This is a genomic window from Spirosoma arcticum, from assembly GCF_054779955.1.
This window is the reverse complement of the sequence record NZ_BAAGXG010000002.1, coordinates 226,101-250,352: the sequence shown is the minus strand read 5'-3', so window position 1 is coordinate 250,352 and position 24,252 is coordinate 226,101. Positions and strand designations below refer to the sequence as shown.

17 protein-coding genes and 1 tRNA gene are annotated in these 24,252 nt (G+C 52.3%); 6 read left to right on the top strand and 12 right to left on the bottom strand.

Annotated features, from left to right (window positions below):
* Nucleotides 1–12 precede the first annotated feature (12 nt).
* The 5 genes from ACYVHB_RS05440 to ACYVHB_RS05420 all read right to left on the bottom strand — a co-directional run bounded on the left by ACYVHB_RS05440 (nt 13) and on the right by ACYVHB_RS05420 (nt 4,873).
* Nucleotides 13–987 (bottom strand): AAA family ATPase, encoded by a 975-nt coding sequence (locus ACYVHB_RS05440; RefSeq protein ID WP_461050369.1) that lies wholly within the window; start codon nt 985–987, stop codon nt 13–15.
* A 95-nt stretch (nt 988–1,082) separates the two neighbouring features.
* Nucleotides 1,083–2,264 carry a DUF4350 domain-containing protein gene (locus ACYVHB_RS05435; protein WP_461050367.1) on the bottom strand — a complete coding sequence of 394 codons (1,182 nt, stop codon included), beginning with the start codon at nt 2,262–2,264 and terminating at the stop codon, nt 1,083–1,085.
* Nucleotides 2,261–3,061 carry a DUF4129 domain-containing protein gene (locus tag ACYVHB_RS05430; protein WP_461050366.1) on the bottom strand — a complete coding sequence of 267 codons (801 nt, stop codon included), beginning with the start codon at nt 3,059–3,061 and terminating at the stop codon, nt 2,261–2,263. The genes ACYVHB_RS05435 and ACYVHB_RS05430 overlap by 4 nt, the downstream gene beginning before the upstream one ends.
* Nucleotides 3,045–3,932, bottom strand: a complete 888-nt coding sequence (locus ACYVHB_RS05425; RefSeq protein WP_461050364.1) for a hypothetical protein — start codon at nt 3,930–3,932, stop codon at nt 3,045–3,047. Before ACYVHB_RS05425 ends, ACYVHB_RS05430 begins: the two co-directional genes overlap by 17 nt.
* Nucleotides 3,929–4,873 (bottom strand): stage II sporulation protein M, encoded by a 945-nt coding sequence (locus ACYVHB_RS05420; RefSeq protein WP_461050362.1) that lies wholly within the window; start codon nt 4,871–4,873, stop codon nt 3,929–3,931. Before ACYVHB_RS05420 ends, ACYVHB_RS05425 begins: the two co-directional genes overlap by 4 nt.
* A gap of 181 nt (nt 4,874–5,054) precedes the next feature.
* Between ACYVHB_RS05420 and ACYVHB_RS05415 the strand changes: the two genes are divergently transcribed.
* From ACYVHB_RS05415 to ACYVHB_RS05405, 3 genes are all read left to right on the top strand, one after another.
* On the top strand, nt 5,055–5,753 hold the full coding sequence (locus tag ACYVHB_RS05415) for an RDD family protein (RefSeq protein WP_461050360.1): 699 nt from the start codon (nt 5,055–5,057) through the stop codon (nt 5,751–5,753).
* Nucleotides 5,754–5,838: 85 nt separating this feature from the next.
* On the top strand, nt 5,839–7,038 hold the full coding sequence (locus tag ACYVHB_RS05410; RefSeq protein ID WP_461050358.1) for a M20 metallopeptidase family protein: 1,200 nt from the start codon (nt 5,839–5,841) through the stop codon (nt 7,036–7,038).
* Nucleotides 7,039–7,093: 55 nt separating this feature from the next.
* Nucleotides 7,094–7,591: a hypothetical protein gene (locus tag ACYVHB_RS05405; protein ID WP_461050356.1), complete on the top strand. Its 498-nt coding sequence runs from the start codon at nt 7,094–7,096 to the stop codon at nt 7,589–7,591.
* Between the two features lie 110 nt (nt 7,592–7,701).
* On the opposite strand, the gene ACYVHB_RS05400 is transcribed toward ACYVHB_RS05405, so the two are convergent.
* The 3 genes from ACYVHB_RS05400 to ACYVHB_RS05390 all read right to left on the bottom strand — a co-directional run bounded on the left by ACYVHB_RS05400 (nt 7,702) and on the right by ACYVHB_RS05390 (nt 11,283).
* The gene (locus ACYVHB_RS05400) at nt 7,702–8,460 is read right to left on the bottom strand and encodes a succinate dehydrogenase/fumarate reductase iron-sulfur subunit (protein ID WP_461050354.1); all 759 of its coding nucleotides are present in this window, start codon (nt 8,458–8,460) and stop codon (nt 7,702–7,704) included.
* A 106-nt stretch (nt 8,461–8,566) separates the two neighbouring features.
* Entirely contained in the window at nt 8,567–10,504 is a 1,938-nt protein-coding gene (locus tag ACYVHB_RS05395; RefSeq protein ID WP_461050352.1) for a fumarate reductase/succinate dehydrogenase flavoprotein subunit, read from the bottom strand.
* 83 nt (nt 10,505–10,587) lie between these two features.
* Nucleotides 10,588–11,283 (bottom strand): succinate dehydrogenase cytochrome b subunit, encoded by a 696-nt coding sequence (locus tag ACYVHB_RS05390; protein ID WP_461050350.1) that lies wholly within the window; start codon nt 11,281–11,283, stop codon nt 10,588–10,590.
* Nucleotides 11,284–11,640: 357 nt separating this feature from the next.
* Between ACYVHB_RS05390 and fabD the strand changes: the two genes are divergently transcribed.
* From fabD to ACYVHB_RS05375, 3 genes are all read left to right on the top strand, one after another.
* A complete protein-coding gene (gene fabD, locus ACYVHB_RS05385) occupies nt 11,641–12,537 on the top strand; it encodes an ACP S-malonyltransferase (protein WP_461050349.1) in 897 nt (298 codons plus the stop codon).
* A 136-nt stretch (nt 12,538–12,673) separates the two neighbouring features.
* Nucleotides 12,674–12,744, top strand: a tRNA-Gln gene (locus ACYVHB_RS05380).
* A 370-nt stretch (nt 12,745–13,114) separates the two neighbouring features.
* Nucleotides 13,115–13,792 (top strand): TetR/AcrR family transcriptional regulator, encoded by a 678-nt coding sequence (locus ACYVHB_RS05375; protein WP_461050347.1) that lies wholly within the window; start codon nt 13,115–13,117, stop codon nt 13,790–13,792.
* A gap of 73 nt (nt 13,793–13,865) precedes the next feature.
* Here the strand turns inward: ACYVHB_RS05375 and ACYVHB_RS05370 are convergent, their stop codons facing one another.
* The 4 genes from ACYVHB_RS05370 to ACYVHB_RS05355 form a co-directional block, all read right to left on the bottom strand.
* On the bottom strand, nt 13,866–15,911 hold the full coding sequence (locus ACYVHB_RS05370) for a glycoside hydrolase family 65 protein (RefSeq protein ID WP_461050345.1): 2,046 nt from the start codon (nt 15,909–15,911) through the stop codon (nt 13,866–13,868).
* 124 nt (nt 15,912–16,035) lie between these two features.
* Complete coding sequence (locus ACYVHB_RS05365; protein WP_461050343.1) at nt 16,036–17,391, bottom strand: vanadium-dependent haloperoxidase; 1,356 nt, start codon at nt 17,389–17,391, stop codon at nt 16,036–16,038.
* A 105-nt stretch (nt 17,392–17,496) separates the two neighbouring features.
* The gene (locus ACYVHB_RS05360) at nt 17,497–20,883 is read right to left on the bottom strand and encodes a VCBS repeat-containing protein (RefSeq protein WP_461051019.1); all 3,387 of its coding nucleotides are present in this window, start codon (nt 20,881–20,883) and stop codon (nt 17,497–17,499) included.
* Nucleotides 20,883–24,242: a VCBS repeat-containing protein gene (locus ACYVHB_RS05355; RefSeq protein ID WP_461051017.1), complete on the bottom strand. Its 3,360-nt coding sequence runs from the start codon at nt 24,240–24,242 to the stop codon at nt 20,883–20,885. Before ACYVHB_RS05355 ends, ACYVHB_RS05360 begins: the two co-directional genes overlap by 1 nt.
* Nucleotides 24,243–24,252 lie beyond the last annotated feature (10 nt).

Sequence of the window (24,252 nt, the reverse complement as noted above, 5' to 3'; positions counted from 1 at the left end):
TTACCGTAAATTTCATCGCGGTACTTCTATCTTCTGCACGATCTGCGCCACGACTTCGTCGGCGGTGCCGCCTTCCATTTCGCGCTCGGGCGTGAGCAGAACGCGGTGGCGCAGCACGGATGCGGCTAACTCCTGAACGTCTTCGGGCGTAATAAAATCGCGGCCCCGGAGCGTGGCGAGAGCTTTTGCACTGTTTAGTAACGCCACCGACGCCCTCGGCGACGCTCCCATATATAGTGATTTATTGGCGCGGGTTGCCTGCACAATCTGCGCAATGTAATTGAACAGATTATCCTCTACATGCACCTGATGTACCTGCCCGCGCAGGGTTGCCAACTGCCCGGCATCGAGTACTGCGCTAACGGCGTCTACGGCATCCGAGAGGTTCCGACGCTGATGATGCCCCCGCAAAATGTCCACTTCTTCAGCCGGGTCTGGATACCCGATCACGATCTTGAACAGAAAGCGGTCTAACTGGGCTTCGGGCAGGCGATACGTGCCTTCCTGTTCAATAGGGTTTTGCGTGGCCAGCACCATAAACGGCTCATTGAGTCGGTACGTCGTGCCATCGTTGGTTACCTGCCGCTCCTCCATCACCTCAAACAGAGCGGCCTGTGTTTTGGCGGGAGCGCGGTTAATTTCGTCAATGAGCACGAGGTTTGAGAAGATAGGCCCCTGTCGAAATGAGAAATCACCGGTTTTGGGTACGAACACCGACGTGCCGAGCACATCCGACGGCATCAGGTCAGGCGTGAACTGAATCCGGCTGAAACCTACCGACATTGTCTTAGCCAACAGTTTAGCCGTTAACGTTTTAGCGACGCCCGGCACGCCTTCGATCAACACATGGCCATCGGCGAGCAGCGCTGTCAGCAGCAAATCGACCGTTTGGTGCTGGCCAACGATGACTTTACCCACCTCAGCGCGGATAGCATCGACGGCCGTAGTGAGAGTACCAAGATCTAATCGGGAGTTGGTTGTATCCATAAGTAGTGTTTGAACCAAGATTTTGACAGGATTAAAGGATTTACAGGATTGTTGCTAACGCCCTGTAAATCTTTGAATCCTGTCAAAATCCTGGTTCAAACGATTTGGTTGAATTTTTCGATAGCCGCATTAAGGGTTAATAAATCATACTCCGACAGCGAAATACGTTGTTGCGCATTGCGCAGGAGCCGCACCAGTTCATCGGCATCTTCGCGGGAAACCCCGCTTTTATGGGCCAGTGTTTCGGTAAACTCTTTATCCAGACTAATTGTGTTCAATCCGTAACGCTCGCGGAGGTCGGCCAGGAAATACTGAATCTTCTTGCGGGCGAGGTTATCGTGATTACCTTGTTGAAAATACAATCGACCAACGGTTTTCACAAAATCCACCGACGTGTTCCGGGGCATCTCAACCACCGGAATTACCCGTTGCGTCCGCTTTCCGGCAAAAATTGCGTAAAAAATTAGCCCAAAGACGACGATATAATACGCCCAGTTGAGTGCGGGCTGACTCCAAACGTAGCGAAGAATGGATTGCTGATCTTCATCGAAACGTCCCTGCTTTTGGTACTCGTCCCAATAGGTTGGCAGGGCGGGCAGATAAGCCAATGCTTTGGCCGCATAATCCGACGTTTTAGTGTCCAGCACATAATAATTGGTGAACGCCAGCGGCAAATTATGCACCAGAAACTGACCTTGTCCGTAGCGTATTTTGATAAATATCGGTTCGTTGCGGTCGTTTCGACCCAGCACAGTTATGTTGTTTGCCTTCCTAATCATCAGAAAATTTCGGCCGTCGTCATGGAAAAAATTATAGCCACCCGGCTTTTTGAGTTGCCCATTCACAAAATTCTGGCGCAGGGTTGAATCGGTTTTGGTCGGGTCTTTCACTTCGGCTTTGAAGCTTAGCGTTGCACCGAGTGTATCGGGCAGGTTATAGGCCGAAATCAGTACGTTGTTGCCCCGCCGGACGTAGCTGAGCAGGTGCTTCAGATCTACGGCATCGGCTTTAAACGCTTGACAAACAAACACGTAATTGCTTCGGCCTGCTAATTTCGTCTCCGTCAGGAAATTATAGATCGGCAATCGTACGGCCTTAACCGTTGGTTGCTGCATAACGCTGGGCAACAATTCATAAAGCGCCTGCGTACCGAACGGAATTTTGTCGTCGTTCTGGTAGGTTGGCGTCCAGTTGAGCGGCTTAGGGCGGTAGTACTCAAAAAGCACGTAAGCTGTTACAGTCGCCAGCAGAATCAGGAAGTATTTATTGGGTTTCAAAGCCGGGCGTTCGCGGAGGACTCCGCGCGATTTAGAGGTTCTCGCTGCGACACAAACGGGCGGGTGAACGACTGAAACTGTTCATGGAGTGGTCTAAATCGGGCTTCGTCTATCGGAAAGTCGCCGTACCAGGCAAATTCAAACTGGCGGGTCAGTTTTTCAAAATCAGACTGTAGGGGCGAATTAGCCAGTTCGTACACGTACTGCCGGTTCGTTTTGTCGGGTTTGTACTGAATCCGGTCCGCATCGGTTAGTCGCTTCAGCGTTTGCAGATACAGCAAGCGCACCGCCAGCCGGTAGTTACGCTGGTTAACAGCTTCAACGACGGCAGTGTCGAAATCAATGGCGTGAATATTCTCCGCCAGATTTTCGTAATCCAACTGACTCGACTGCGCCCGTTGCGGAAACAGGAAACCCAGCACTTCAGCTTTCATCAGCAGATAGATAACCAGCCCGGCAATGGCTGCCAGCATAACGTATTGCCAGACGTTCTGATACGCCCTACTGCTCAAAAATTCACTGATTTTGCGCCACAGCCACGTCCAAAACCGGGCCAGCGGGTTTTCGGGCGGAGGAACGTCGCGGCCATATTGGTAATCGCGGTCCGTTTGCAGTTCGCGAAGCCGGTCCGGGGCGGGGTAGCGAACCCGAACCGGCGAACGGTCGTCAGGGGCAGCAACAGTTTTTGTTGGCGGTTTGAGTTGCGCCGATGCAGTAAACGGACCAATGGAGGCCATAAGCAACAAACTGACCGCCAATGCCTTGTTCAGTATCCATTTGTTAGTACTCACCATCATTCTGCGTTCGGGGTTGCGTTGGGGCACCAATGCTGTCAACGGCCGAAATCAGGCCCCGCCCTTCCTGCCGCTCCACCAGATTGGTGTATTGAAAGCCAATAGCCATGTAAATTACCGCATTGAGCAACGTCCGCCCAACGAGAGCAATAACGTTTCCCAGAACCAACCAGACCGTCGATGCGTCGGGCAACATTTTTGCACCAATGAAAAAGGCGATAATGGCCGTGGGGATAGCGAAAATCAACCCCACAATCACCACAATAATTGCCATAACGATGATTAACCCGAACGTGGACCACCACTTGTCGCGAATCAATTTAAAGCAGCGGTCCCAGGTTCCGCCAAAATCCGTGCCCTCGAACACCGTAACGGCCAATGCCAGCGATAGCACAACAGCGACATAAATGCCGGGAATGAGTAAGAATAGCGCGGCAACCCCCGTAATGACCGAGACAAGCAGCGAAATAACGATGGCCCGCCCAATAACGGGTTGCACCTCCGCCCAAACGTCGGCAACGGAAATGGCGTTGGTTTTGGCCCGCTCATACACCTTCATGTGGGCGTAGGTGGTCACAACAACAGCCACGTTGGCTAACAGACTAAACAGCGTGGCGAGCCAGAACGTCGGCGACGTAAACTGACTCAGTGCCTGAAGCGCGGCTAATGGATTATTGGCCTGTGTTCCGGTGGACTCGCCCATTAGTTTGAGCATATTCGATTGCATCACTCCCGATGCTATTCCCGCTACCAAGGCCACCGGCCCAACAATGTAGAGCAGAGCCAGGCCCAGGCTGCGAAAATTCTGGCTGACGTACTGAAATGTAGCGTTGATTTTGTTACCAAAATCGCGTTGCTGGAAGAGTTGAATCATGGCTTGGTTCTACGGTTTAAGGTGATTGGATACAAAATAAAATACCAGATGATGAAAGCGGCTGAAACGCCGATAATACTACCACTCACAAAAGGTGGCAGCGTCAGCCGGGTGACGAAACTCTCCAGGAAACCGGCCATGATGAAAATAGGCACCAACCCAATAGCAATTTTCAGTCCTTGCTTAACGCCCCGTTTGAAGGAATCGAGCCGCGAATAGGTACCCGGAAAAAGCAGACTATTGCCCACCGTTAGCCCCGCGCAGCCTGCAATGATGATGGCCGAGATTTCGAGCGTACCGTGAATCCAAATCTTCAACACCGAGTCGAGCAGCAGCCCCCGCTCATAGAAGAAATATTGAAACGACCCCAGCATCACGCCGTTGTAAAACAGCATGGCTACGGTGCCAAAAGACGCGAATAGCCCAAAAATAAACGTTCGAAACGCTACGTAAATATTATTGGCGGTGATTTGCACAAACATCGTCGCCTGATCACTGCTGTTATAGACGCCGAGCGGATCACCTTTTTTAATGTTTTCGAGCGTCATATTCACGTACTGATCGCCCAGAATCAACCGCACGAAGGTATTATCGTGAGCCGCCGATACCCAGCCCAGGATGCAGGACGCCAAAAAAATACCGGCCGACACCGCCAGCAGCTTATGCGACTGCCGGAACAGCAGGGGCAATTCGTATTGCCAGAACGTGATGAACCGGCTGCGGTCGTCGCGTCGATTTTGCATCAGGCCGCGGTGCATTTGTGCGGTTAGTCCATTCAGGTACCGCGTCACCTTTGAGTCTGGGTAAAACGTGCGGGCGTAGGACAAATCGTCGGTCAATTCCACAAAGCGCTCCGTCAGCTCGTCGGGGTCGTTCGATGGCTGCTGCTCAATGGCCTGCCACTTGTCGGTGTTCCGTTTAACAAAAAGCGATTCGCGCATAGAAACAGTTGAAACAGTCAGAAAGTTAGTGAGTCGGTCAGTTGAACTCAATAACCAGCACAAAGCGAAAAATTGGCGAATAATGTGGTAAAGGCCAACTATCTGGATGTTAATTTTGAAAACTAATCAGGCGCAACCCACTGATTCACTAATAAACTGACCGACTCATTAACTTTTATACATGTCCGTTGCAATCCGCACTTCTCAAAATGTTCTGCTCGAATACGAACCCGCCAGCATTGGTGACCGGATTCTGGCCACGCTGATTGACTACGTCGTGTTTTTGGGCTGGTTTATTCTAACCTTAGCCGTACCGGCAGCGGTGGGCATTCGGTCCGGCACCTATTACACCGTTTTGGTGGTCGTGTTACCGGTTGTGCTTTATGACCTCATCTGCGAATGGCTGCTCAACGGTCGCAGCGTTGGTAAACTGGCCATGGAAATCCGTGTGGTTATGCTCGACGGATCGCAGCCGGGCTTAGGCGCGTACCTGATTCGGTGGCTGCTCCGGATTGTGGAATCCGTTTTGTTTTTTGGCGGTGTCGTACCGGTTGTCACGGTTGCAGCTAACGGCAAGGGACAACGCCTGGGTGATATTGCGGCTGGCACAACCGTCGTTAAAGTTAAACCCGCCGTTTCGTTGAACGACATACGGGCACGACCCTTGTCTGATACGTACCGTGTTCACTTCCCCGACGTTCGTCAACTGTCGGACCGCGACATAACCGTGGTGCGGGATGTGCTTCAGCGGGGCGATGCTCAGGTATTAACCCGCACCGCCGACCGGATTAAAGCAGTAACGGGCATTGACAGTACTATGGAAAGCCGGACGTTTTTGGAAACGATTGTCGACGATTATCAATTCGTATCAACACAATGACGTGGGGTTCTGGATGGCCACATCCGGGCGTAATTTACTCTTTCTTTTACCCGGATGTGGCCATCCAGGATCCCACGCGGCATCTATGCTCGACTCCATTAAATCACTCGCCCAGCAATACTCGGCCGATCTTATTCAAACCCGCCGACACCTGCACGCCCACCCCGAATTATCGTTCCAAGAGCGCAATACGGCCCGCTTCGTCGCCGATCAGCTCAAAGCCATCGGTATTCAGCCACAGGAAGGTGTTGCCGACACCGGTTTAGTAGCGCTGATTGAAGGCCAAAAAAGCGGCAAATCGGGTTCTAACCGGGTCGTTGCGCTCCGGGCCGACATGGATGCGCTCCCTATTCACGAGGCCAACGACGTACCCTATAAATCGACTGTCGAGGGGGTTATGCACGCTTGCGGTCACGATGCGCACACGGCCAGCCTGCTTGGGGTGGCCCGTATATTGCACGTGTTGCGCAATGAGTTTGACGGTACGGTTAAACTGGTTTTCCAGCCCGGTGAAGAAAAAGCACCCGGCGGTGCGTCGCTGATGATTAAAGAAGGTGTTCTGGAGAACCCCACACCAATGAGCATGATCGGGCAGCACGTAGCGCCAAACATTCCGGTGGGCAAGATTGGCTTTCGCGAAGGCATGTACATGGCCAGTACCGACGAATTGTACCTAACCGTGCGGGGCAAAGGCGGTCACGCGGCCATGCCCGACGGGTTGGTCGATCCCGTGTTAATTGCATCGCACATCATTGTGGCATTGCAGCAGATTATCAGCCGAAACTGTCCGCCAGCCAGCCCATCGGTGCTGTCGTTTGGGCGCTTTATCGCCGACGGCGTCACCAACGTCATTCCCAACGAGGTGACTATTCAGGGGACGTTCCGGTGCATGAACGAAGAATGGCGGGCGGAAGGCAAACGACGCATGGTCAAATTAGCCGAAGGCATTGCCGAAGCGATGGGCGGCACCTGCGAATTCACCATCGTCAATGGGTACCCATTCCTGAAAAATCACCCAGAATTGACCCGGCGCGTACGGGCGCAGGCCACCGAGTACATGGGAGCCGACAATGTAATCGACCTCGATTTATGGATGGCGGGCGAAGACTTTGCGTTCTATTCGCAGGTGGTGGACTCGTGTTTCTACCGGCTCGGTACCCGCAACGAAACGCGGGGCATTATATCGGGCGTTCATACACCAACGTTTGATATTGACGAGACTGCGCTGGAAACCGGTGCCGGGCTAATGAGCTGGCTGGCCGTTCGTGAGCTGGCCGTTATGTAAGTAAGCTATTGAGTTGGCCCATGAACTATCGACCACCGTTGAGACGATTAAAGCCATGAGACACAGTGTTCTTCAATTCATTTTGTTGCTAATACTAACCGCATTCTTGTCCGGTTGCAAAGGCACAAATCAAGAGTTTTCACCCGGCGCCGGTGATTCTCGAATCGTTGGTACGTGGCGGTTACAGGAGCGTCGGTTTCCCAGGGATTCGGTCTATACCGTCAGACAGGACACCACTATTTCCACTCGGGACACATCGTTCTACGTAACAAAGCGCTACCCGGCTATCCCTCCCCAGACGCTGACCTTCGGCAGTGATGGCAAGTTGTCGGCCAGCGGCACTGAATTAACCTATTACTACCCTATCCGCTACTTTCGTGTCGATTCGACGCTTCGGGATAGCTCGGGGGTCAAACTCGGCGTCAACCTGTACATCACTACGAACCGCGCCAACGTTCCTTTTCAGCAACGGGTGGAGTTTTTGCGAGATACTTTAGTCCTAAGGCAACAGTGTCAACAGCCCTGTTACTTAAAATTCCTGCGGGTGCAGTAACGTAAGCCGAAGCTTCAGTTGTGCGAGTTTACAATAGCCAAGAATCCCGGCAGATTTCAGCGGTTCATTGCTAAAATCTGCCGGGATTCTTGGCTATTGTATTTTTACTTTTACCCCTGAACGTTCTCCGACGTCAGCTTAGCGCCTAAATACTCGCGGTTTAGGCGGGCAATATGATCGAGCGAAATCGACTTTGGGCACTCAACCGAGCAAGCCCCGGTGAACGAACACGCACCAAATCCTTCGGCGTCCATCTGGGCAACCATCCGTTCGGCCCGGACCACACTTTCGGCCTGTCCCTGTGGCAGGACCGCTAGGTGCGACACTTTAGCCGCTACGTAGAGCATAGCCGATGCGTTTTTGCAGGCTGCTACGCACGCGCCACAGGCAATACACTGCGCTGCATCCATTGCCTCATCGGCCATGCCCCGCGGAATGAGCGTTTCATTTGCATCGCGGGCCGAGCCAGTATTTACCGAAACATACCCACCCGCCTGAATAACACGGTCGAACGCTGACCGGTCCACCATCAGGTCTTTAATAACCGGAAACGCCCGCGACCGCCACGGCTCAACAACGATTGTATCGCCGTCGCTGAACGAGCGCATATGCAGTTGGCACGTTGTAGCGCCGGTTTGGGGGCCATGCGCCCGACCGTTAATATACATACTACATGAGCCGCAAATGCCTTCGCGGCAATCGTGGTCGAAAGCAACGATCTCCTCTCCTTTTTTGGTCAGTTCGCCGTTCAACACGTCAAACATCTCCAAAAAAGACATGTCGGGCGATATTTTATCCAACTGATATTCAACCAGTTTGCCTGTCGTATTACTATTTTTCTGTCTCCAGACTTTAAGTTTGATCTTCATGGCTTCAGTTAGTAAGTCGATGAGTCACCCAGTTAGTGAGTCAGCAAAATGATGAACTGTCAACGACGGCACTCAATGACTGACCAACTGACTGACTCACTAACTGTTATTTATAGCTACGTTGGGTGAGTTTGACATTCTCAAACTCCAGCGGCTCTTTGTTCAGCAATGCGGGTTTGTTTTCGCCCTGGAACTGCCAAGCGGCTACGTAAGCGAAGGCAGCATCATCGCGTAACGCTTCGCCTTCTTCCGTTTGGAACTCCTCGCGGAAGTGACCTCCGCAGGATTCATCCCGCGCCAGTGCATCGTCGACCATCAATTCGCCCAGTTCGATAAAGTCCGCTACGCGACCCGCGTGTTCGAGCGACTGGTTCATCTCCTCGTTTTCTCCCATTACCCGAACATTGCTCCAGAACTCCTGGCGCAGGTCCTGAATCAGGCCTTTCGCTTTTTTCAGACCTTCCGCATTACGCGACATACCGCAGTATTCCCACATGATGTGGCCCAACCGCTTGTGGAAACTGTCAACCGGCTCCGTGCCCTTAATCGACAGGAACCGCTCTGTCATGGTCGATATGTTGTGTTCAGCTTCCTTGAAAGCCGGGTTATCCACCGCCACTTTATCGGCGGGACCAATCGTGGCTAAGTAGTCGCCAACGGTATACGGAACCACAAAATAACCGTCGGCCAGACCCTGCATCAACGCCGAAGCACCCAACCGGTTCGCACCGTGATCGGAGAAGTTCGCTTCACCAAGTGCGTATAAACCAGGAATGTTAGTCATTAGGTTATAATCGACCCACAGCCCCCCCATTGTATAATGAACGGCCGGGTAAATCATCATCGGCATCTCATACGGATTGTCGTCAACGATTTTTTCGTACATCTCAAACAGGTTACCATATTTGGCTTCGATTGTTTTCTGCCCATCACGCTTGATGGCATCCGCGAAGTCGAGGTACACCGCCAAGCCCGTCGACGCTACGCCCCGGCCCTCATCGCAAACCTGCTTGGCATTACGGGAGGCTACGTCGCGCGGCACTAAGTTACCGAACGACGGGTACCGGCGCTCCAAAAAATAATCACGCTGGTCTTCGGTCAGGTCAGTTGCCTTCATCTGACCTTTACGGATCTTCTCGGCATCTTCCTTCGTTTTTGGCACCCACACCCGGCCGTCGTTCCGAAGCGACTCCGACATCAGCGTCAGTTTGGACTGATAGTCGCCCTTAACCGGAATACACGTCGGGTGAATTTGAGTATAACAGGGATTAGCAAATAAAGCGCCCCGCTTGTGCGCCCGCCAGGCGGCCGTCACGTTGGAGTTCATCGCATTGGTCGACAGGTAGAATACGTTACTATAACCACCCGTGCACAGCAATACAGCGTGGGCCGAGTGCGACTCTATTTTTCCCGTGATCAAGTTCCGCGTAACAATGCCCCGCGCCTTTCCACCTTCTACCACCACATCGAGCATCTCGGTGCGGGTAATCAATTTCACCTTACCGTTGGTCACCTGCCGACTCAGCGCTGAATAAGCACCCAGCAACAACTGCTGACCGGTTTGACCGCGTGCGTAGAACGTCCGCGACACCTGCGCTCCGCCAAACGAACGGTTCGCCAGTAACCCGCCGTACTCACGTGCGAAGGGTACGCCCTGCGCTACGCACTGGTCAATGATGTTTACACTGACCTCGGCCAAGCGATACACATTTCCTTCACGGGCACGGTAGTCACCCCCTTTGATTGTGTCGTAGAACAGCCGGAATACACTGTCTCCGTCGTTCTGATAATTTTTTGCTGCGTTAATGCCACCCTGAGCGGCTATCGAGTGCGCCCGGCGGGGGCTGTCATGAAATGTAAATGCCTTAACGTTGTAGCCCAGTTCGGCGAGTGACGCAGCCGCCGAAGCACCAGCCAGACCCGTACCGACTACGATTATGTCGTATTTTCGCTTGTTGGCCGGGTTCACCAGCTTCAGTCCAAACTTATGCCGGGACCATTTCTCGGCCAGCGGACCTTCAGGGATTTTAGATTCCAGTTTCATAAGTATTAATTGCGAATGTGTGAATGAGAGAATGAGATTAGCAGGAAACTACTCGCTGAATCGCTCATTCGCTCATCCACTAATTAAATTATCCCGTGAACTTGCAAAAACACATAAATAGGCATCGCGGCAAAGGCCACTGGAATGACTAACGCAAAGAAATAACGCCCCACAAATTCAATCATCGGTGTGTACTTGGTGTGACGAATTCCCAGTGATTGAAATCCGCTTTGAAATCCGTGTGCCATATGAAACCCAATGGCGACCATCGAAATCACGTATAACAGCACATACCACCACTGCGAAAACGCTTCCTTTACCACCGCGTACAAGTCCTTATACTGTTTACCATCGTATTCGGCCATTGGCACCGATCCAAAGTGCATCTCGTACCAGAACGTCCGCATGTGAATGATAATAAACAGCAACAGGACCGTTCCCAAAATACCCATGTTGCGCGACGACCAGGGACTGTTTGCTTCCGGCCGTGAGTAGGCGTACTTAACCGGCCGTGATGCCTGATTATGCCGCGTCAACACCACGGCCATCAACGCATGAACCAGAATGGACGTGTAAAGCAAATACGATACAGTAAGAATGAGCGGATTATGTGTCATGAAATACGTGTACTCGTTAAACGCCCGCCCATTATCGCCCTTAAAAAGCTGAAGATTGCCCGCCATATGAACAATCAGAAATGAACTTAAAAACAACCCCGTCAACGACATGATGACCTTGCGGCCGAGGGAGCTGGACAGTGTTTGTGTTACCCAAGCCATAGGATGAACGACACGAAAATTTAGTGGTTAACTAATTGAAAAAAGCCGGTTTAAACGGTGCATCAAAACTAAAGCACAAACCCGACGGAAACAAGATTAGTCCACTCTTTCGGCAATTAAGCGTCTAATAAACAGACCGAAAAAGTCAACAAGCCTACCTATTTGCTAACAGCATGTGTCGATTTTTTGTTTGTTCTCAGCACTGCAATTCGGGTCGTGTTACTGCATTTTCGGTGGGGTGATCAGACGAGTCATCATTTGGCTGTAGAACATGCATCGACGGCCTGCCTTGACCGGGTCCGATTAAGGGGCTTACTTTGCACCGTCGATGGATAGTTAGTAGTCGACCCCTTACCTATGAATGCATACGTTTTCCCCGGACAAGGGTCCCAGTTTCGCGGCATGGGACTTGATTTGTACCAGCAATCAGAAAAAGCCCGTCAGTTATTCGATCAGGCGAATCAACTACTGGGTTATGAGTTGACCCGTGTTATGTTTGAAGGAACTGACGAAGACCTTAAACAAACTATCTATACCCAACCAGCGGTATTTTTGCACGGTGTGGTGATGGCGCTGACTACCGATTCGTTCAGACCCGATATGGTAGCAGGCCATTCGCTGGGCGAACTTTCAGCGTTGACGGCCGCTGGTGTACTGTCATTCGCCGACGGGCTGCAACTAGCTTCTGTCCGGGCTACCGCCATGCAGCGGGCCTGCGAACTGATTCCGTCGGGTATGGCGGCTGTTCTGGGTCTGGCCGATGAGGTGATCGAACAGATTTGCGCTGACATCACCGCCGACACGTCAACTCAGGCTGGCGAAATTGTTGTTCCGGCGAATTACAACTGTCCCGGTCAGGTCGTCATATCAGGTAGTGTTGCCGGACTACAAATCGCCGAAGCGCGTTTGAAAGCAGCCGGGGCTAAACGGGTTGTGCCTTTGGCCGTGGGCGGGGCTTTTCACTCGCCGTTTATGGAACCGGCGCAAACCGAATTTGCCGAAGCCGTTGATCGAATGCCATTCAAGGCTCCCCGTTGTTTCATCTACCAGAACGTTGACACACTTCCAACGACTGACCCCGACCGTATTAAAGCGAATTTGATTGCTCAGCTAATATCACCTGTACGCTGGACACAATCCATTGAGCGCATGATAACCGATGGTGCTGTCACGTTCACTGAATGCGGGCCAGGCAAGGTTTTACAGGGACTGATAAAAAAAATAAATACGTCCCCGGTGGTCTCGGGACTATAGGCTATACTTTGTACTATCCGGTGATTTCACTGATTAGCGGAAAACTCATTGCGCGTTAGCTGTATTGTCAAAAAAAGAAGCCTGGGCTTGTTTTTACCAGTACTCGCCTGTTATCTTTGCACTCGCAAATGATGAAGGCCCGATAGTATAAGGGTAGTACGACAGATTTTGGTTCTGTTTGTGGAGGTTCGAATCCTTCTCGGGCTACAGCGTTAAAAGTCACCTAACTCAAGTTGGGTGACTTTTATTTTTTATTTGCTATCTATTCCTTTACGTTTAATAGCTTTTCCCTATAAATTGATTGTATTTTTTTGCTTATTTTTTAAAAATGACTTTCTTTGCTGTAGACAACCTATAGTGACTTATTGTAAGCATCTAATCATTATTGTTTTACTAAATCATACGATTTCCGTAAACTAAAGCGATCTGATTAGTACATATAGGGCGGTGAAAGATTGAATTTCCTTTGATTGATGTTACACTTTCTGGTTAACAGTATTATACAAGGTGTGACCTTAATCGAATATAGTAGTCAGATAAGTTATGAATCCCTGAATTTAAATAAATAACCCATTAAATGGAGAAGGACGAAAAAGTAAGACGAAATCGAGCAAAGACCACTCAACGCATTGTTGAAGCCTTGGAAGAGGTCATTGCTGAGCGGGGTCTCGAAGGTGTGGGCGTGAACCGGGTGGCCGAAAAAGCTAATGTTAGCAAAGTACTGATTTATAGATATTTTGGAGGGATGGAAGGCCTTTTGGAATATTATGTAAAAATGGGTAAGCTATTTCCTGTTTTTAACCCTGCGGTGCTCGATCAGATTCGTCCTCTTCATGAATCAGACGTAGCCCGGATCTGGTACCGTCAGGTTATTCAAACGTATCGGTATTTTCGTACATTTAAGGCGGCTCGTGAGATTCTGAAAGCAAGCGTCATTGAAAACGACTCGATTGCTGAAACAACCGCCCGTGCTCAGGATGAAGAAATGACACGGCTTGTTGATCAGTTGTCGTTCGTGAAGGGAGCTGACACGCAGGCTATTTCGGCGGTTGTGCTGGGTGCAATGACCTACCTGACCATTATGGCCCAAAATGACCGTACCATGATTAGTATCGACTTGAGGAGCGAAGAAGGCTGGAAGCGTATAGAAAGCGCGGTGAAGGCTATTTATATTGCGCTGAACCGAATGGCGATTCAATCTAAAGAAGTTGATCTGGAACTACAATCCGTTCAACTGCCCATAGCACAGTGGTAACGAACATAGGCATCAACCGAAACGAGCCGTTGGTCTTTATTGACCAACGGCTCGTTTCGGTTGATGCCTTCAGCTACTGAATCTGTACTGTTTTTAATTGAGGTCCAACGCCTTTAATCGTTAGCGATTTCCATTTTTTGGGCAACTTCGCCTTTACTTGCGTAATGCCGCTATCGTTGATGTCCAGCCCACCAAAGCCACTCAACACGGCCTGCAGCATACCCCCTGCACCAGTGGCAAAGTAAGGATTAGTACCGCCCGCCGTTTCAGACAATACGCCAAACGGTGGCACTTCGTTGGGTTTATAACTCTTCACGAACCAGTCATACGCTTTGTCGGTATTACCCAATCGCGCGTTAAGTGTTGACAGAACCGACCAGCCCATTGCCGGACCATCGGGCGAATATTTCGGTTCGTAGTACGCCAGATCTTTGCGCATAGCGGCTTCTCCCGTCACTATAGTTAGTGGAAAAGAAAGCAGATTCACGTCAGCCTGCTTAATCGTAACGCCCGTGTAGGTTCTATTCTCTTTAGTTGTCCCGTCCGGAAACTTGAGAATGGGAATGTTATCAGCAACTAATTTCCAGTCGGGATTAGGCGTCAGACCTAACTCCTGAGCCGCCTGACTGGCATAGTCCAGCGACGTTTTGGCCATACCGTTCGTAAACGCGTTATCGTCGATGTTTTCCTGCCACTCATTGGCACCAATGACGTTGTTGATATGGTACTTTCCAATCCCTTCACGCTCTACACGGCTGGACCAGAAATCGGCAACTTCCTTCAGCATCGGGTAACCCCGGGTCCGCAGCCATTCTTTATCCTTCGTTACCTGATAATATTTCCAGAACGCCCAGCCCACGCAGCCCGTGATGTGGTGCTGAAACGGTCCTGTCAGGGCCCAGACCGGAGTAGCTTCCTGCCCATCGGCGTCAGACTCCCACGGGAACATGACACCCGCGTAGCCGTGACTGAACGCGTTTTGTTTGGCCATCGCCATCCGCTCGAAGCGGTATTCGAGGATTGATTTGGCTATCTCGGGCTTAAGCATCAGAATGGGCGGGTACATCCACAGTTCCGTATCCCAGAAGACGTGTCCATTGTAGCCTAAGCCCGACAGGCCCATCGGCGACAGACTGTAACCAGTACCTTCCCGGACAAACGAGTACAGGTGATAAAGCGCAGAACGCACAGCCCGTTGCGCGTCGGGATCACCATCGATGACGATGTCGCTCCGCCACAGCTTGACCCATTCGGCGTTGTGGCGCATTAAGAGCCGCTCGGTGCGTTCGAGGGCCGCGAAGATCGTTAGCCGCTCGGCTTCGTTGTGCGGATCGGCCGTGTGCGCCGTCGATGACACCGAACCAACCACACTGAACCGGTACGTTTCGCCCGCTTTCAGCTTCTTCTTGAACTTGGCGAGGTGCATGTTATAGTCCCAGTCCTCGTGGATAACATCGGGTTCCTGGCCGTGCGGTTCGTTGAAGATGAAACTGTTCGATGCTGCCACGGTATGCTTACCCGACGGACTCTTGGCTACGGATGTAAGCAGCCGGATGGTCACGTGTTCGCGGTCGATCTCGGAGTAGAAATTCTTGACCTCTTTCAGATTCTCCGGCGTTTCGATGACACTCATCGGAATGATCTCACAGTCTTTCCGGGCCGTGATCTCAACCATTGTCAGGGCTGAGTAAGGCAAGTGGCGCAGTGCCATTACCCTTTGCTGCACGCTGACTTTATCCTGAAAATCGAACGTAGTCGTCAGCACCGCCTTTTGCATGTCGAGCGTCTGCCGGTAGTTGCTGATTGTTTTGGGGCCAATCCGCTGACCGTCGACATCCAGATTCATATTCACAAAATTGAACACTTTCAAAATATTTGAAACGCGTCCACGGCCGTAGGTGTCGAAGGCGCCATTGAGCACCACGTCTTTTACCTTCATTGGTTCGGGCGACGATACCAGGCCAATCATGCCGTTAGCGACGGTGATGCCGTAATAATTAGCCGGGTTGATGTTCTGCCCAACGATTTGCCAGTCGGCAGAACTTGACTGTGCCTGAACGGGTGTCACGAGCCAATGCGTCGTGAATAGCAGGTAGTTTAAAAGAAGTTTTTGTTTCATAAGTACAGTACAGGTAAAGACAATGGTTAAAAGTAAGCGCGTTCCACAGTAGCGTCGTATAGATTAAGAAAAAAGGAATCCTGTATGGGCGGGATTCCTTTTTCTTAATCTATTTGGTGTTTGCTCATCGGGTGGCTACCGTCGATTTGCGGGCGCGGATTTTCTGGAGCACCCATTCGCCCACTTGCTGCCCCTGAACCTGACCGTTCACCAACGCAGACCGGTAGTGAATGCCGCCGTACAGCCGACTGATGGATGCTTCATCGGCGGCTTCGCGGAACGATTTGAACGACCGCACCCCATGACCGTACTTAAACTCGGTTGAATCCGTAAACGCAATGTTATCGCCCATCAGGTTTGTTAGCACGGTAGCAGCCGCTGTTGAGATAACACTGTGACCGCTGGGGTATTCGGGGAACGGGGGCGTTTGCAGAAAAGGCGTCCACTGCGGGTCAATGGCCTTGTTGATGACCGTTTCGGGCCGGACGGTGTTGCTGCGATACTTTTCGTCCCAGCACGAAATGAACCCATCCGTCAGAGCAAAGGCCGTTAGGGTGTAGGCTTCCACCGTCGGCATCAGTTTCATTTTTTTCTGCCGCGCTACCGTTTGGGCAATAGCCAGCCAATGCCCGCCCGGCGTCATTTTTTTGGAGGCATAGGACACATGCCCCGCCACGTTCATCACGAAGGCGTTGTCATCCCAGAAATAGGCGATATCCTGCTGCTGTTTGTCCGTGCGTTTCCCAACTTCATAAACCTCCTGAAGTTCTTTTTGATACGGACTTCCCTTGGTGAGACTATAGGGGTGAGGGCGGGGTGGCATAAACTGGTTGCACGTATCCATGGCCCAGCATCGAATTTTATTCCACTGCGGCTCAGCGGCATCCATGTAGGCCGGGGGCGTGGGCACCCACGTACCGTCGGCATTGGTGACGGTATGCTTAAATCCCCGCGTCTGCTTGTAATTATCTTTGGCACCATAGTCCAGCACATGCTTGGCAACGGCTTCCCCATACGCCATCGAGCGCTCGTAGACTTCGTCGGGCACACCGTCTTTTTTGTACTGCTCGTAAAAAGGCTTCTCAAACTCATCGTAGAACTCAACCGAGAATGTCAGGGCGCGGGCCACGGTCAGAAATGCGCGGGCACTGGCTAACGGGAAGCAGTATTCTTTCCCGGTTTCGGGCTGGGGGCCTGTCTGGAAACGCTTTAGTTTACCACCCAGCGACTCGTAATTCGGGTCGGACGGAGCCAGTGCTTCGTAGCCCGCCAGGTTAGCATAGGCATAAATCCGGCTGGCAACGGGGGGCGAAAAAATATCGTGGATAACCACCTGCGTCAGCTTATTGAGGGCTGCATTGTAATACTCAGGGTTGGCCGCTTTCGCGTTATACTCAGCGGGCGTGGCAGGCTTCTGACAACCGGCAAATCCGAGCAGAAGCAGGACCAGCAGACAGCCATATCGAAGCAATGAGTTCATAGAATTAAGACGAGTTAGAACGGAAATCTGACCATAATCTGGTCGGTCATGTTTACAAAATTAACAGAAAATATCGGACAAAACGAAGGTATGTCCTGCTTATAATCAGTTCACTGGCCTCAGAAGTTGCGCACCAGCCCCGTTTCGGGCGACAACAAGCAACGGACCCTGAGTGGTTTGTACTGGGCAAATATCCCGAATTTCACCGTTGAGCAAAAAACCACAGTCGACGCCTGACTCGGCCTTGAACGTTCCGCGCCCGTTATTGCGCAGCACCAATCCATAGCTGGCATCGTAGCGCCCCTGGTACATACTGGCTCCGTAGAAGTTGCCCCCGGCCAGCACGTCCAGATCACCGTCGTGGTCAACGTCGTACGGGCATAGGGCAAACAATTTGGAAACCTGCGCCAGCATGGGCAGTGTATGCACAACGAACGTTGGATCGCCCCCCCGTTCACTCTGATTTTCTAAATAAACCGACGCGAACTGATTGACCGTAAATTCCTCTGCCCCGTCCAGATCACTGCTGTTGAACAAATCAGTGATGGGTCTACCGGCAAACGACGAATAGTTGGTGAATCGCTTATTGATAATGCCCGGCATTTGTTTTCCCAATTCATCCTTTGTCGCCACCGGAAACCATTTATCCTCTTCGCCCGGAGCACTCCGGTTATACCCGATGATTTGCTCGCTGCGCTGATTCTTGTCAATATCCTTAACCCACATCCGCAGCGGTCCCTCGTGCGGTTGTGAACCCAGCACTTTCCGGAGTTTCGTATTCGTACCCAGATTTCCAGCCATGAAGTCAACATCGCCATCACGGTCAAAATCAGCCGCGACGATGCGCTGGTAAAATCCGTTTAATGGGGTCTCATCAGCCGTAATCGACTCTGTTTCCTCAAAGCTGCCTTTGTCGTTTTTGAAAATGCGTATGGGCATCCAGTCACCTACCAGTATTAAGTCAGGATCTTTGTCGCCATCGTAATCAGCCCAAAAGGCGTCCGTAATTAGACCCGCTTTGCGCAAAGTAGTTGCCTGCCTGTCCGTCTGATCCGTAAACCTTCCCTTTCCGTCGTTAATAAGCAGGTACGAATTGGGCGATTTGCCATAGTTAAAGCCCACGACTCGCCCACCTACGAATAAATCCTGGTCACCATCGCCGTCAACGTCGCAGGGCCGGGCGCAGCTCTTGATATCGTACATCGGCGGCAACGCATTGACCGACCGGCTGAAACCGCCCCGGCCATCGTTCAGGTACAGCCGGTCGAACTGCTCTGGCATCTTGCCGTAGAACTCGTTCCCGCCCGAAACAACGTACAGATCGAGGTCCTTGTCGCCGTCCGCATCGAAGAACACGGCGTCAACGTCTTCGCAAACCGAGTCATGGGCAAACGATGGTTGAGTCGTGCTGATAAACCGGCCATTGACTTGCTGAATGAGCAAACTACCTGCCTGATCCCGCGCTCCACCCGCGTACACATCATCCAGACCGTCGCCGTTCACGTCACCCACCGCCAGCCGAGGCCCTTCGGTAGACACTTTGAACGGCATCAGCGACTCCCGGACGAAATCATAATACCCGGTATTTTCCCGATGAACGTACGGAAAAACGGTTGTGTCAACGACCGGCGCAAACATCGGTCGACTGACCGGAGCGACGTGCCGATACCCCGTGCCATCGAGCCGGGCGTCGGTCTGCCGGAGCGTCAGGAGTTGATTGGTCTTGACGTTCGTCCTGATTTCCATTCGCTGATTTGGCCAGATGACAATCAACGAATCGACCGTCGTTCGTTTACCCAAGCCAAACAGCAGCTCTGGGGCCACCGCCGACTCGAAGCCCCGCGTTGGCATTAGTTGCTGCATCTGAAGCGAATTCTGACCTTTTAGCCCGCCATATTTAAGAATCACCTTTGCCCCCACGCCAAACGTATTCGGGGTGTTGCCCCGCAACCGGATGGTCAGGTGCCGGTTAGCTGGAAACAAGGTGTTGGCGTCGTTGCGGTATAGTCCGGCCGGGCCGTCGATGTTGTTGGTGACGAGGTCTAAATCACCATCATTATCCAAATCGGCGTAAGCGGCCCCGCAGGCGTAAGTCGGCATCTCGAAGCCCCACGCCTGCGATTTGTCCTCAAATTGGAGGGTTGGCGTTCCCCGATACAGGTAATTGTGCACCTTTCCGTCGGGCATCTGTGCAATGGCTTCGGCATCGCGGTCGCCCGGATTGTTCTCCAGATTCTGATCGGAAATGTATTTGACGTAATCGAGGTTATTGGGCCGGCGCACAATTCCGTTCGCAATAAACAGGTCTTTGATTCCGTCGTTATCGTAGTCGGCCAGCAATGGCGACCAGCTCCAGTCGGTGGCCGCTACGCCCGCCAGCAAACCAACATCCATGAATTTCTTTCCCGACTGGCTGATCTGCAAACAGTTACGGCTGTACTGATCCATGTAGCCATACGTGAGCTTATAGCGGTAAATATCGAGCGGATCTTCGCCCTGCGACGACTTTTCGACAGCTTCGTCGGCCGGGTACATATCGAGCGTCATCACGTCGGGATAACCGTCGTTGTTCACATCGGCTACGTCGTTGCCCATCGAAAAGCGACTCGTATGACCGAACGCCTGCCGGATGCTTTCCGTAAAACCACCTTTGTGGTTATTGACGTAGTAATAATCGTCCTCGTGGAAATCGTTCGACACGTAGAGGTCCTCCCAGCCATCGTTGTTCAGGTCAGCAACCGACAGCCCCAAGCCGTAGCCCATCGCAGCCCCGTAGATACCGGCCCCTTCAGAAACGTCGACGTAACGGCCCTTATCATTGCGAAACAGGTAATCGCCCGACTCCCGGTTGCGGTTGGTACGGGTCGATACCTTATCGAAACTGCGGGACGTATGCACAGCGTGGTTGAGCAGGAAACAGTCCAGATCGCCGTCGTGGTCATAGTCGAAGAACGCGGCCTGGGTTGAGAATCCCGAAAATGCCAGCCCGTACTCGGCCGCCCGCTCGGTAAACGTCGGTACCTTGTCCGGGCCGGGGCCATTGTTAACGTATAGTTCGTTCCGGCCCCGCAAGCCCTTGAACTTGCCCACCGCACAGACGTAGATATCCAGCAGCCCGTCGCCGTTAACATCGGCCATTGTCACCCCCGTTTGCCAGTCGGCACGGCCTGCAACGCCCGCTTTTGCGGTTGCATCGGTAAAGGTGAAGTTGCCCCGGTTAATGTACAGTTTATTGGGTCCCTGATTCGAGACGAAATACAGATCAGTCAGGCCGTCGTTGTTGAGATCCCCGGCCGCTACGCCCCCACCGTTATAAAAATAGAGGTATGATAGAATGGACAGACTATCGGTATTTTTTAGCCGATTGCGAAAGCCCACGCCCGTCTGCGCCGAATCCAACCGCTGGAACAGCGGCTTCTCCGCCGGGACCGAATCACCCGAACAGCCGGTGAACAGCCCAGCGCTAATCACCAGAAACGCGAGCCATTTCATCATGGCTTCGTTCGGTTGCCGACTGAGAAGACCTGCGCCCGGTCGTTGTTTTTGGCCAGCACAATGAACTGACCACCATTGGCTCCCCGTACCGGCTGCATCCGGCGCACCTGACCACGCACGAAAAAGCCCGTTTGCTCCGGTTTCGTCGCTGTAAAATTCAGTTTGTCATCGCCCAGCAGCAGTAAGCCGTAGTTAGCGTCGTAACGGCCAACCTCCGTCAGTACGTCGAAGAAGTTACCCGTCAGCAAAATGTCCGTTTTGCCATCGCCGTTGTAATCACCCGTCAGAATACCGTGAATCGGCGAGGTTTGCGCCTGAAGCGGTAAGGCTTTTACCGAAAATGTACCGTTGCCCTCGTTGACAAGAATCGACGTTTCAGCGGTCTGTACGGTCCTGACAGTCATGCCTTCGCGCTGCTGCGCCGAGAAGATATCCTCGAAACTGGCGGTTGCGTAGTCGGTGTGTTTGATGTATTTAGTCCTGATGGACGGGATGCGCTTCTGCAAATCGGGTTTCAGCGCCATCACGCACTCGCGCCGTTCGCCATCCGTGCCCACGGGCCGAAAACAGGTGATGATTTGTTCATAGGACCCATTCCGGTCGAAGTCGTTGCCATACAGGTGCGCCGGTTCGTTTACCGACGCTACCATCCGGCTGTTCAGGCCGAGATTACCAACGACAAAGTCCGTATCGCCGTCGTTGTCGAGGTCGGCCGCCCGAACCGAGTTCCACCAGCCACCCGTTTTGTCAAGCGTTTCGCTTTCCATCCGCTCGAAACCTTTGCCCGCTTTATTCTTCAGAATCGTGATCGGCATCCAGTCGCCCACCAGCACTAAGTCGGGATAATTGTCTTTGTCCACATCGGCCCAAACGGCGTCTTTCACCATCCCAATTTCTTTCGAGAACGGCATCAGTTCGGCAGTGGCTTTGCGGAACGTTCCTTTGTCGTTGACCAACAGTAACTGGTCTGGGTTTTCGCCGTAGCGGCCCGATACCATGCGTCCGCCAACGAACAAATCCTGATCGCCATCGCGGTCAAAGTCAGCGGCCACTACACAGGAATTGTTTTCGCCACTGCGGGGTAAGGCCTTATCCCAGACAAAGTTACCCCGACCGTCATTGCGGTAAAGACGGTCAGCGAGGTACGAAGGGTCGTTGAATTCGTTGCCCCCCGTTGCCACATACAGGTCGAGGTCTTTGTCGCCGTCGGCATCGAAGAATGTGGCTGCCACATCTTCCGAGTACAGCGCGTCGAGCAGAAACGGCTGTTTCTGAGCGGCAAACGTTCCATTGGTCTCCTGCATGTACAGCGACCGGGGCATATTGGCAGCCCCGCCCAGAAATACGTCGTCCAAGCCGTCGCTGTTCACATCGCCCACCGCCAGCGCCGGACCTTCGCGCGAGACCATCTGTTTCATCAGGCCATCGCGGTTGTAGTCGACGAAGTCATTTTCTTTATGCACGTAATCCAATTTAACCGGCCCCGTCACATCGGTAAACAATCGGGTGGCGGGCGTAACAATGGGCGCGAACGTCGCCCTCTGGTTCGCGTTTTTCTCCAACAGCGTCAGCGTCGTGTTGGCTTTCGGTGCTCGGATGACCTGCTTTTTGTCGGTGGGCCAGATTACCGTCAGCGAGTCGATGGCGGGGTCATTGCCTAACCCAAACACCATCGTCAGATCGACCGACGACTCGAAGCCCCGGTTAGGCATCTGCTGTAGGTACTGGGTTTGTGGCTGGCCGTTGGCTCCTTTCTGATGCACGTACACCTTGGCCCCGATGGCATTTATGTTTCGACCCGAGCCGCTCAAACGTACCCGCAGAAAATTGGTTTTATACCTCTCAACCGAGGTGTTCTTAAAGACTGAAACCGGCGCATTGTTGTTGTTAACCACTAAATCCAGGTCCCCATCGTTGTCCAGATCGCCGTAAGCCGAGCCATTCGAGAAATTAGGTTCACCCAATCCCCACTCGGTTGCTTTGTTTTCATACTGCATTCCATTGCCCGTGTTCCGAAACGCGTAATTGGGGAGCGGGCTGGACCCCATTTTATTAACATACTCCTTATAATCGAACTTCTTGGTGCCCTCAATCATCGACTGTAGATCGGGATTATCGGCCAGAAACGCCACGTAATCCTGATCGGTCAGATCCTTCAGAATACCGTTGGCTACGAACACGTCTTTCCGGCCGTCCATGTCCATGTCGAATAGCAGCGCCCCCCAACTCCAGTCGGTAGCGCTGGTGCCCGCCATGCGGCCAATCTCCGAGAACGTGCCGTTGCCGTTGTTCAGGTGCAGCATATTCCGTGAGTCCTGATAAAAGAAATCCCGCGACTCCCTCAACTGATTGGTCTCGTAGCTCTCGAACGATGTCGTGGTTTTGAGCCGGTAGTCGTCGTCGGGAAGCATGTCGGTCACGAAAATATCGAGGTTGCCATCGTTGTTCACATCGGCAATATCGGCTCCCATCGACGCCAGACTGACGTGGCCCATCTGGTTCTCGATATCTTCTTTAAATGTGCCGTTCTTTTGATTAATGTACAGGTAGTCGCGCTCGTAGAAATCGTTGGAGATGTAAATGTCCGGCCAATTGTCGTTGTTCACGTCGCCGATGGTAATGCCCAGGCCAAAGCCAATCAAGCTACCGTAAACACCCGCTTTGGCGCTGACATCGGCGAAAGGTTTCCCAGGTCCCTCGTTTCTGAACAGCTTATCGCCCCCCAGTTTATCGCGGGTTTCGCGCAGATTGGCGTAGCCCAGCCGGTCCATTGGCGTGAAGCTATTGTTGAGCAAGTACACATCCAGATCACCGTCGCGGTCGTAGTCGAAGAAAGCCGCGTGAGTCGAAAAACCGCCATCAACCAGCCCGTATTCAGTCGCCTTCTCCGTAAAAATCGGCAAACCAGCTTTAACACCCTGATTGATGTACAATTGATTGCCCCGTTCGTCGCGGCTCCCGGAGTTACAGACGTAAATGTCGAGCAGGCCGTCGCCGTTAACATCGGCCATTGTCACGCCCGTCGACCAGAATTTTTTGCCGAGGATGCCCGCTTTCGCCGTTATATCCTCAAATTTCATATTGCCCCGATTTAAATACAGCTTGTTGGCCTCAAAATTAGAGGTCAGAAACAGATCGGGCAGACCGTCGTTGTTCACGTCGCCGATGGCCACACCCCCGCCGTTATAGAAGTTGCGGTAGTTGAAAATATTGAAGTTTTTCTTGTCGAGACTCCGGTTTACAAAGTCGATACCCGTCTCGGTCGCGGGCAGCGTCTCGAATAATTTATCGGCATCGCTGTTGCATGACCACGTGCTCCACAAGCTGATGATCAACAGGCTCCATTTCTTTACCATTTCTTTTAAT